The 10568-nt window shown below is 61.8% G+C and carries 10 protein-coding genes; 6 read left to right on the forward strand and 4 right to left on the reverse strand.

Annotated elements, in window-relative coordinates; translation table 11 throughout:
* The first annotated feature begins 182 nt into the window (after positions 1–182).
* Positions 183–2105 (forward strand): asparagine synthase (glutamine-hydrolyzing), encoded by a 1923-nt coding sequence (gene asnB, locus HMPREF2978_RS01365; protein ID WP_070743659.1) that lies wholly within the window; start codon positions 183–185, stop codon positions 2103–2105.
* Between the two features lie 70 nt (positions 2106–2175).
* Here asnB and HMPREF2978_RS01370 read toward each other — a convergent pair whose 3' ends face one another.
* On the reverse strand, positions 2176–2520 hold the full coding sequence (locus HMPREF2978_RS01370) for a HesB/IscA family protein (protein WP_070526632.1): 345 nt from the start codon (positions 2518–2520) through the stop codon (positions 2176–2178).
* 181 nt (positions 2521–2701) lie between these two features.
* On the opposite strand from HMPREF2978_RS01370, the gene HMPREF2978_RS01375 reads away from it, so the two are divergent.
* Together HMPREF2978_RS01375 and HMPREF2978_RS01380 are read left to right on the forward strand one after the other, a co-directional pair.
* The gene (locus HMPREF2978_RS01375; RefSeq protein ID WP_010190581.1) at positions 2702–3394 is read left to right on the forward strand and encodes a DUF3043 domain-containing protein; all 693 of its coding nucleotides are present in this window, start codon (positions 2702–2704) and stop codon (positions 3392–3394) included.
* 12 nt (positions 3395–3406) lie between these two features.
* Positions 3407–4324: a nicotinate-nucleotide--dimethylbenzimidazole phosphoribosyltransferase gene (locus HMPREF2978_RS01380; RefSeq protein ID WP_070526629.1), complete on the forward strand. Its 918-nt coding sequence runs from the start codon at positions 3407–3409 to the stop codon at positions 4322–4324.
* A 9-nt stretch (positions 4325–4333) separates the two neighbouring features.
* Here HMPREF2978_RS01380 and HMPREF2978_RS01385 read toward each other — a convergent pair whose 3' ends face one another.
* A complete protein-coding gene (locus HMPREF2978_RS01385; RefSeq protein WP_070743662.1) occupies positions 4334–5437 on the reverse strand; it encodes a branched-chain amino acid aminotransferase in 1104 nt (367 codons plus the stop codon).
* A 177-nt stretch (positions 5438–5614) separates the two neighbouring features.
* Here HMPREF2978_RS01385 and HMPREF2978_RS01390 point away from each other — a divergent pair, with 177 nt between their 5' ends.
* On the forward strand, positions 5615–7114 hold the full coding sequence (locus tag HMPREF2978_RS01390; RefSeq protein ID WP_070743665.1) for a leucyl aminopeptidase: 1500 nt from the start codon (positions 5615–5617) through the stop codon (positions 7112–7114).
* Positions 7115–7162: 48 nt separating this feature from the next.
* Here the strand turns inward: HMPREF2978_RS01390 and HMPREF2978_RS01395 are convergent, their stop codons facing one another.
* On the reverse strand, positions 7163–8437 hold the full coding sequence (locus tag HMPREF2978_RS01395) for a glutaminase (protein WP_070743669.1): 1275 nt from the start codon (positions 8435–8437) through the stop codon (positions 7163–7165).
* A gap of 28 nt (positions 8438–8465) precedes the next feature.
* Between HMPREF2978_RS01395 and HMPREF2978_RS01400 the strand changes: the two genes are divergently transcribed.
* A complete protein-coding gene (locus tag HMPREF2978_RS01400; RefSeq protein ID WP_070743673.1) occupies positions 8466–9008 on the forward strand; it encodes an isochorismatase family protein in 543 nt (180 codons plus the stop codon).
* Between the two features lie 20 nt (positions 9009–9028).
* Here the strand turns inward: HMPREF2978_RS01400 and HMPREF2978_RS01405 are convergent, their stop codons facing one another.
* Positions 9029–9436 (reverse strand): oxidoreductase, encoded by a 408-nt coding sequence (locus tag HMPREF2978_RS01405; RefSeq protein WP_070743676.1) that lies wholly within the window; start codon positions 9434–9436, stop codon positions 9029–9031.
* Between the two features lie 148 nt (positions 9437–9584).
* On the opposite strand from HMPREF2978_RS01405, the gene HMPREF2978_RS01410 reads away from it, so the two are divergent.
* Positions 9585–10568, forward strand: a 984-nt coding sequence (locus HMPREF2978_RS01410; RefSeq protein WP_305764105.1) for a biotin/lipoyl-containing protein, incomplete at its 3' end; no start/stop codon positions are given.

Genomic DNA, 10568 nt, shown 5'->3' on the forward strand with positions numbered 1-10568 from the left:
GGTCACACCGACTACCCCACCCTCCCCCTACCCGCTATGACCCAATTCACAGAGCGTACAGCTGTGCATCATCCGAAAGTTCGCACCCTAACGGGGAGCGCGGCGCGGGGTTCGCAGATCCTCCGGATCCGGCCGTAAAGTGTGTCAAAGATGAAGCTTGATATATAAGGAGAAGCAAGTTTATGTGCGGACTCTGCGCGCTACTGAGCGCCGATCGCAATGCCACCCAGCACCTGGAGGCCCTCGAGCAATCCCTCCAGTGCATGCGCCACCGCGGCCCCGACGCTGCCGGCACCTGGCATGACGAGGATGCAGCCTTCGGCTTTAACCGTCTATCCATTATTGATTTAGAGCACTCGAACCAGCCGCTTCGCTGGGGCCCCGAGGACAACCCCGAGCGCTATGCCCTCACCTTCAATGGCGAGATTTATAACTACGTGGAGCTGCGCAAAGAGCTCAGCGCAGCTGGCTACACCTTCAATACTGAAGGCGATGGCGAGCCCATCGTCGTCGGCTACCACCATTGGGGCAAGGACGTTGTCGAGCACCTGCGCGGCATGTTCGGCTTCGTCATCTGGGATACCGAAACTCGGACGATGTTTGCCGCGCGCGACCAGTTCGGCATCAAGCCCCTCTACTACGCCACCACCGACGCCGGCGCCGTTTTTGCCTCTGAAATGAAGTGCATCCTCTCGATGGCCGATTCGCTGGGTCTAGACCTCAGCCTTGATAGGCGCGCCATCGAGCACTACGTGGACTTGCAGTACGTGCCTGAGCCGGAGTCCCTCCACGCCAATATTCGCCGCGTCGAGTCTGGCTGCACCGTTACGCTTCGCCCTGGCGAAAAAGTTGTATCTGAGCGCTACTTCAAGCCCCGCTTCCCCATTCAGCCAGTGAAGCAAGGCGAGGAGCAGAAGCTCTTCGATAAGATTGCCCGGGCGTTGGAGGATAGCGTCGAGAAGCACATGCGTGCCGATGTGACCGTCGGCTCCTTTCTCTCGGGCGGCATCGACTCCACCGCCATCGCAGCCTTGGCCAAGCGGCATAACCCGGACCTCCTCACCTTCACCACTGGCTTCGAACGCGAAGGCTACTCCGAGGTAGACGTAGCCGCCGAGTCCGCCGCAGCCATCGGTGTAGAGCACATCGTCAAGATCGTCTCCCCCGAGGAATACGCCGAGGCTGTACCGAAGATCATGTGGTACCTGGACAACCCCGTCGCGGATCCCTCCCTCGTTCCGCTGTACTTCGTGGCCCAGGAAGCCCGTAAGCACGTCAAGGTAGTGCTCTCCGGTGAAGGTGCGGACGAGCTCTTTGGCGGCTACACCATTTATAAGGAGCCACTCTCGCTAGCCCCGTTCGAGAAGATCCCCTCCCCGCTGCGCCGTGGCTTGGGCAAGCTCTCGCAGGTCCTCCCCGAAGGTATGAAGGGCAAGTCCCTGCTCAACCGCGGCTCCATGACCATGGAGGAGCGCTATTACGGCAACGCTCGTTCCTTCAACTTCGAGCAGCTCCAGCGGGTGCTCCCGTGGGCTAAGCCGGAGTGGGACCACCGCGAGGTCACCGCGCCGATTTATGCGCAGTCCCAGGACTTTGACCCGGTAGCCCGCATGCAGCACCTCGACCTGTTTACGTGGATGCGCGGCGATATTCTGGTCAAGGCCGACAAGATGAACATGGCCAACTCCCTAGAGCTGCGCGTTCCTTTCCTTGACAAGGAAGTGTTCAAGGTCGCGGAAACTATCCCCTATGACCTCAAGATTTCGCACGGCACCACCAAGTACGCGCTGCGCAAAGCCATGGAGCAGATTGTCCCGCCGCACGTACTGCACCGCAAGAAACTGGGCTTCCCGGTTCCCATGCGCCACTGGTTGGCCGGCGATGAGCTTTACGGTTGGGCCCAGGATCAGATCACGGAGTCCCAGACCGAGGACATCTTCAACAAGAAGGAAGTTCTGGAGATGCTCAAGGAGCACCGTGACGGAATCTCCGATCACTCCCGCCGCCTGTGGACGGTGCTGTCCTTCATGATTTGGCATGGCATCTTCGTGGAGGAGCGCATCGACCCGAAGATTGAGCAGCGCGACTACCCCGTGAAGCTCTAATAAGGATAAAGAATAAAAAAGCGAAGCCCTCGCCACACGGCGAGGGCTTCGGTATATCGTCTATGTGACTTTAATTGAAGGAGTCACCACAAGCGCAGGATCCGCCAGCATTGGGGTTATCAATGGTAAAGCCCTGGGCCTCAATAGTGTCGGAGAAGTCGATCTTGGCACCGGTGAGGTACGGGATGGACATCTTGTCCACAACGAGATTGACTCCACCAATGGTGTCTACCTTGTCACCATCCAGGGTGCGGTCATCGAAGTAGAGCTGGTAGCGCAGACCCGCGCAGCCGCCCGGCTGAACGGCAATGCGCAGTGACAGATCATCGCGGCCTTCCTGATCAAGCAGGGACTTTGCCTTAGCCGCAGCGGCCTCGGTCAGGATAACTCCGGTTGCAGACGCGGGAGCGGTCATGATTTCTCCTCATTATGTTTACGGAATTTTTTCTGGAGCCCACCCTACCCCCTCATACAAGAGGAAGAAAGGATGCCTCACAGTTCACTAGTGGTTCACTGGCGCCCTGTTCCCTCACCACAACGCCATCTCCCGCGGGCCTATTCCCGTTATGTCCGCGCGACCTTGTACGCTAAACAGCGTGAAACTTCCGTGGCAAAAAGATGACAAGACTTCTTCCCCCGCCGAGCACACCCCGGCGCCGGAAGAGCAACCCGCCGCCGAGAAACCGCACCGCAAGGGCTACACGCCGCCGAAGGGCCGCCCCACACCCAAGCGCGATGCGCAAGAAATCGCCCGCGGTGTTAAGCGAGATCCCCGAGGAATGTCGGACGCGCAGCGCTACCAGCACCGCAAGGAACTCAAAGCTTCCATGTCTAAGGCAGAGTGGAAGGAATACAAGCGCAAGGAGCGCCAAGAGTCCCGCGAGCGCAACAAGGTGGCACAGGAACGCATGGCCGCGGGCGACGAGCGCTACCTCCTCGCCCGCGATAAGGGCGATGTCCGCCGCTACGTGCGCGATTGGGTAGATTCCCACCGCTTCATTAACGAGTGGGTCATGCCCTTTGCCATCGTGCTGCTGGTGCTCATGTTCGTCAGCACCCGGGACCCGCGTCTGTCCCAGATCATCTCGATCGGCGCGATGGCGGTCATCGTGGTCTTCGCTGTCGAGGGCTTCTGGCTCGCGCGCAAGTGCAACAACGCCGTGCGCCTGAAGTTCCCCGGCACCACCGAGGCCGGTTTTGGTCTAGGGTTCTACGCGTACTCCCGCGCCTCCCAGCCACGCAAGTGGCGCACGCCGCGTCCGCAGGTGGAGCGCGGGGCCACCGTCTAGGCCGGAGGACACATGCCTGAATTCACCGCCGTTCCCCAGCTGCGCCCTTCAACCGCAGCACAACCAAACCGCATGGCAGAGATTGCTGCATGGCTGGCGGCAGCGCAGGATTCTTCGCAGGCCACAGCGCTTGAGCGGCCCCGGGCCGTCGTCTTTGAAAGCGCCCGCCCCAGCGCTGAACGCACTGTTGACGGCGTGGGTATCACGCAGCACTCCCCCGCTGATGAGGAACAGTGGCGCGATAATCTCCTCAGCGCTGCACAGCGGGCGGGGGCGGGCATCGACTTCGTCGAGTGCACCAGCAGCGGCTCCGAAAACTCTGAGCCGCGCGGCAGCACTACCGCCATGTCCCCTGCGGAGTGCGACTCCTTCGTAAGCCTAGGCATGACCACGGCAGATCGGGAGATCGATTCCGGCGCCGACCTGCTCATCGCGTCCGCTTGTGACATCGGCACGGAGACCGTTGCCACCAGTGTTATGGGCCGGATCACCCACACCGAACCTGTAGCGATCGTGGGGACGAATACGCTCGCCAGCGGTATCACGGATGCGCAGTGGAAGGCCCGCGTGAGCGTTGTGCGTGACTCCATGTTCCGCGCCCGCAACCTAGAGGGCTGGGAGGTCGTGCAGACCATCGGTTCCCCGGCTCTCGCAGCGTTAGTGGGTTTCATCGCGCAGGCCACGGCGCGGCGTACGCCGGTGCTTATCGACGGCCCCGTGGCCGCCACCGCTGCCGTCTTGGCCGAGCGCACCGCGCCCGGCGTGAAGGGCTGGCTGCGCGCTGGCAGTACGACCCCCGATCCGGCTTATGCCCTCGCACTCAAGGAGCTGGGCCTTAGCCCACTGCTTGATTTAAACCTGAGTGAAGGTTTCCCTCTCGGCGCGCTCGCGGCCTTGCCGCTGGTGCAGCTGGCCGCCGAGCTCGCCTAGACAGCTTACTTATTTCGCTTCAACCAGCGTGTGCAGCCAGCCGTGGGTATCCTCCACGGACCCACGCTGGATGCCGGTGAGGCGCTCGCGCAGAGCCATCGTCGTGGCACCGGCCTCATCGTTGTTGATGTGGAAGTCGGTCTCGTTGCCCATGACGTGACCCACCGGGGTAATAACGGCCGCGGTACCGCAGGCGAAGGCCTCCACCATCGCGCCGGAGGCAACGTCCTGCTCCCACTCCTTATAGGTGATGCGGCGTTCTTCCACCTTCAGACCCATGTCCTCAGCAACCTGCAGAAGCGAGGCGCGGGTAATGCCCGGCAGCAGAGAACCCGACAGCGCTGGGGTCACCAGGGTTTGGTTGCCCTCTTCGCCATAGACGAAGGCCAGGTTCATGCCTCCCATTTCCTCGATGTAAGTGCGGTCGATGGCGTCCAGCCACACCACCTGGTCGCAGCCCTTTTCCGCTGCCTGCGCCTGGGCGAGAAGGGAGGCTGCATAGTTACCGGCAAACTTGGCCGCGCCCGTGCCGCCGGGAGCAGCGCGGACGTAGTCGGTGGACAGCCAGACGGACACCGGCTTGATGCCGCCGGTGAAGTACGCGCCTGCTGGGGAGGCGATAACAACATAGCGATAGGAGTGCGCCGGGTGCACGCCCAGGGAGACATCAGTAGCGATCATGAAGGGGCGGAAGTACAGAGCTGCCTCGCCGCCGGCTTCGGGGACCCAGGCCTGGTCGACGTCGACAAGCTGGCGCAGGGATTCGATGAACTCCTCTTCTGGCAGCTGCGGCATTGCCATGCGCTCAGCAGAAGCCTGCAGACGCTGCGCGTTCTGCTCTGGGCGGAAGGTGGCGATGCTGCCGTCGGGCTGGCGGTAGGCCTTGATGCCCTCGAAGATGGCCTGGCCGTAGTGGAAGACAGTGGAGGCCGGATCCATGCTGAACGGCGCGTAGGAGCGCACCTGCGCGTCGTGCCAACCCTTGTCCTCGGTCCAGTCAATCGTCACCATGTGGTCGGTGAAGTACTTACCAAAGCCGGGGTTCGCCAGAATCTCCTGCAGGCGCTCTGGGGAGGTGGGGTTGTCAGTTCGCGTCACGGTGTAATTCAACATGCATCACAGCGTACTCCCCAGACACCTATAGAAGTGCAGAAATGCCCCAACGAACTCACTCAGGGAGAAGCTGTGAAGCAATCAACCTATGGATGAATAGTCCTTCCGCGTTCCACGTCATGGACACGGGTAGGGTGTGAGGAGTATCCCATTGTCATTTTTCTCAAGGAGGACACCGTGGCTTCTTCCACGTTCGAACTGCCCGCACGCGGCTCTTTCCCCACCGTTGAGCTGGCCAAAAAGGCCCCCAAGCAGGCGGACGCCCTGCTGATCGCAACCTTTGCCGGCGAAGAGGGACTCGAGGTTCCGGGCATCTCCCTGCTCGGCTCTTCTGCACTGCGCTCGACGTATGAGGCCCTCGCCGCCGTGGGCGCGACGGGCAAGGCCGGGGAGATCGTGAAGGTTCCCGCCCCACAGAAGGCGGGTGCTGCGCAGGTCATCGCGTTGGGTTTGGGCGGCGTCGAGGAACTCGATGATGAAGCATTGCGCCGCGCTACCGGCAGCGCCGCTCGCGCCACCGCAGGCGTGGGCACCATCGTGACCACCCTGGCGGACTTCGGCGTTACGGCCACTGTTGAGGGCCTCATCCTCGGCGGCTATGCCTACCGCGGTATCCGCTCCACCGAGCTCACGGAGAAGGAGCAGCCGTCCACCTTCATCGTGGTGGCTGATAAGTCTGTTTCCGAAGAATTCGAGGCTGCCCGCACCGTGGCTGAGTCTGTCTTGATCGCCCGCGACCTGGTGAACACCCCGGCGAACGAGCTTTACCCGGAGTCCTACGCCGCGTTCCTTTCCGGTGAGGCGAAGGAAGCTGGATTGGACGTCGAGGTCCTCGATGAAAAGCAGCTTAAGAAACAGGGCTTCGGCGGCATCTTGGCCGTGGGCAAGGGCTCGGCCCGCCCACCGCGCTTGGTGCGCCTGAGCTGGAAGCCCAAGAAGGCCAAGAAGCACGTGGCTCTCGTGGGTAAGGGCATTACCTTCGATACCGGCGGTATTTCCCTCAAGCCCGGCAATGGCATGTGGGACATGATCTCTGACATGGGTGGCTCGGCTGCTATGGCGGCCACCATCATCGCTGCTGCCAAGTTGAAGCTGCCGGTACAGATCACCGCTACCCTGCCGTTGGCAGAGAACATGCCGGGCTCTGGTGCCACCCGCCCGGGCGATGTCATTACCCACTACGGCGGGCTGACCTCCGAGGTGCTCAACACCGACGCTGAGGGCCGCCTCGTACTGTCGGATGCCATCGCCCGCGCCAGCGAGGACAAGCCGGATTACCTCATCGAAACCGCTACGCTTACCGGCGCACAGATTGTGGCACTGGGTTCGCGTACCTCCGGCATCATGGGCTCCGAGGTCTTCCGCGATCGCCTCGCCGAAATCGGCCGCGAGGTCGGCGAGAACGCCTGGGCCATGCCGCTGCTGGAAGAGCACGACGAGGAGATCAAGTCCCAGGCCGCGGATATCCGCAACATCAACGCTAAGCGCGAGGGCGGCATGGAGTTCGCTGGTACCTACCTCAAGCAGTTCGTGGGCGAGGGCATCGAGTGGGCCCACATCGATATCGCCGGCCCCTCCTGGAATGGTTCCGCCCCGCGCGGCTACACCCCGAAGCGCGCCACCGGTGTGCCGGTGCGCACCGTGGTGGCAGCGCTGCGCGAGATTTCCGAAGCCTAAATCAGAGCGTCTTCAAGTCGCCCCCTCGTGTGAGCGGCTTTAGGCCGCTCACACCTCTTCGCCGGCGATAACGTAGTCCTCCTTGTCAGCCAGCGGGAGGACGGTGCCGTCGGACATAGCGCGGTCGGTGACGACCCCGTGGTCGTCGACAAGCGCCACCTCGTTGCCACCCTCTCGCAGCCGGCGCAGGCCTTCCTTGAGCATGCGCCGGCCCACTTTGTGCAACCCAGAGACCTGGGAGAAGTCCAGGGCCAGGCGCTTGCCGGAGAACTGGCGCTCCTCCAGCTCGTGGAGGATGGCTTCTGTTGCGGTGAAGTTGATGTGACCCTGCAGGCGGATGATCGCCGTGTCATCGTCTTCGTCAACGCTGCGCACGGGGTGCACACCGAAGCGGTTCTCCGTGGACATCAGGTGCAGGCCCATATCGGAGGACAGCTCGCGGAAGATTGCGGTGCCGCGCACGCTATTTCCCTGCTCATCGAGGCGCGGCGAGAACGTCGCCACACCGATCTGGCCCGGCAGCGTGCCGATGAGACCGCCGGATACACCCGACTTAGCGGGGATTCCCACTTCAGTCATCCAGCGCCCAGCGCCGTCATACATGCAACAGGAACTCATTACCGCCAAGGTCATGCGGCACACATCGGCGTCCAGAATCTTCTCCCCCGTCACCGGCTGGCGCCCACCATTGGCCAAGGTGGCGGTCATGACGGCGAGGTCGCGCACGTCGACCGACAGCGCGCACTGCGAGGTATAGGACAGCACTGCGTCGTGGGCATCGTCCTGAATGATGCCATAGGAGCGCAGCATGTGGGCGAGGGAGAGGTTACGCTCGGCGTGCTCCAGTTCGGAGTCACACAGGCGCTTGTCGACGTCCACCTCGCGCCCCGCCAGCTTGGAGATGAAGGAACGAATCTTTTCCACGCGATCTTCCACGGTGGAATCCACGCCGTTGATGAGCTGGTTGACCACAATGGCACCAGCGTTGATCATCGGATTCACTGGGCGGTGGTCTTTGGCCAGCGAAAGCTCGTTGAAAGCCTGCCCGGAGGGCTCGAGGCCGACGACGTCACGCACCGCGTCAAGCCCCAGCTCACTCAGCGCGAGAGCATACACAAATGGTTTTGAGATGGACTGGATGGTGAAGCGGCTTTCCGCGTCACCGGCGCTATAAAGGTGGCCCGTTACTGAGCACAGCGCAACCCCCAACTGATTTGGGTTCGCACTGGCCAGTTCCGGGATGTAGTCCGCTACTTCACCGGAATCGTGATCGTGTACGCCATCAAGAATCTTCTGTAGATAAAAAGGAATCGGTGTTTTCATCGCTTCCCAGGGTATAGAATTGCCGCGTATGACACCTGCACTCATCATTGTCGATGTCCAACATGATTTTTGCCCCGGCGGAGCCCTCGGCACTGAACGTGGTAACGAGGTTGCTGAGCGCATCGGTGCGCTACAGACGTCCTATGACACGGTCGTAGCGACACAGGATTGGCATATCGACCCGGGCACACATTTCTCTGCGAATCCCGACTTCGTTGATACCTGGCCCACGCACTGCGTGGCTGATTCTTTCGGCGCCGCGATGCACGAGGCCATCGGGCCCGCCCAGGCCTATTTCAAGAAGGGCGAATATACCGCCGCCTACTCCGGCTTCGAGGGCGCGGCTGATGGTGTTTCATTGGCGGATTGGTTGCGCGAGCACAACGTCACCGCCGTGGACATCGTTGGCATTGCCACCGATCACTGCGTGCGCGCGACGGCTGCCGATGCCCTGAAGGAAGGCTTCACCGTGCGGGTTCTGGCAGACTATTGCGCGCCCGTCGACGAGGCCCGCGGCGCCGCCGCCCTGGAGGAACTGGCCAAGGCAGGCGCCACCATCGTTCAAGGCTAGGCACCAGGCGTTGTAACTGATTATCTGTCGTCGCGCTCATTCTGCTGCTGGCGCTGCTCAAAACGTTCGCGGCGCTCGCGCTGTTCCTCACGTTTGCGCAGAATGCGCTCTCGCTCGATGCGCTCGCGCATGCGCTGCGGGTAACCAGTCTCTTCGACGTCATAGACATCGCAGCCCAGAAGCTTCGCCACCGCGTCAATCCCCTTAGGCCCGCCGATGCGGCGGCGGATGAAGGCACCGCTTTCATCAACCACAACGACCGACATCTCGTTGACCACGGTCTCCGGCTCCACAAATGCCTCAACATAGGCCCGCCCTTGAACCCAGGCTTGAAGCTCCTGCGCATCTTCAGCGCGAATGGTCTCCCCCGGTGCGCGGGGTGGGCGCAGTTGGGACTTAGAGCTATTGCGGCGGAAGGGGTTGAACATGGCTCTTTAGCCTACCGGAGGCCACCTTCAGCCACTTCACGCGGAGGATGCCCCAATTAACCCCACCCATGCGCGCCTTTTATAAACACGCTGTAGAATCAATCACTAGCGTTTCAAAAATTCCAACTTTCGAGGAGTCTTAATACTTATGGCACACTCTGTTGTGATGCCCGAACTGGGCGAATCTGTAACCGAAGGCACGATTACCCAGTGGCTGAAGTCCGTCGGTGACACCGTTGAGGTCGACGAACCTTTGCTCGAGGTCTCCACCGACAAGGTCGACACCGAAATCCCTTCCCCGGTCGCCGGCACCATCCTCGAAATCAAGGCTGAGGAAGATGACACCGTAGACGTGGGCGAGGTCATCGCGATCATCGGTGATGAGGGCGAGTCCGCACCAGCTGCCGAGGAGTCGGAGGACTCTTCTGAGAAGGCTGCTGAGACCCCGGACAAGCCTGCTGAGGACGCTGAGTCTGAGGCTCCGGCTGCTTCTGGTGACGCCACCGACGTAGAGATGCCGGAACTCGGTGAGTCCGTCACCGAGGGCACCATCACCCAGTGGCTGAAGTCCGTCGGCGACACCGTTGAGGTCGACGAACCACTCCTCGAGGTCTCCACCGACAAGGTCGACACCGAAATCCCGTCCCCAGTCGCCGGCACCCTCGTTGAAATCCTCGCCGAGGAAGATGACACCGTCGACGTCGGTGCCGTCATCGCCCGCGTAGGCGACGGCTCCGCCGCAGCCTCCGAGAAGCCTGCCGCCAAGGAAGAAAAGGCAGAGCCGAAGGCAGAAGAAAAGAAGGAAGAGCCCAAGGCCGAAGAGAAGTCTGAGGACAAGCCTGCTGCTTCTGGTGACGCCACCGATGTGGAGATGCCGGAACTCGGTGAGTCCGTCACCGAAGGCACCATCACCCAGTGGCTGAAGTCCGTCGGCGACACCGTTGAGGTCGACGAACCACTCCTCGAGGTCTCCACCGACAAGGTCGACACCGAAATCCCGTCCCCAGTCGCCGGCACCCTCGTTGAAATCCTCGCCGAGGAAGATGACACCGTCGACGTCGGTGCCGTCATCGCCCGCGTAGGCGACGGCTCCGCCGCAGCCTCCGAGAAGCCTGCCGCCAAGGAAGAAAAG

Source organism: Corynebacterium sp. HMSC074C01, assembly GCF_001814605.1.
GTDB lineage: Bacteria > Actinomycetota > Actinomycetes > Mycobacteriales > Mycobacteriaceae > Corynebacterium.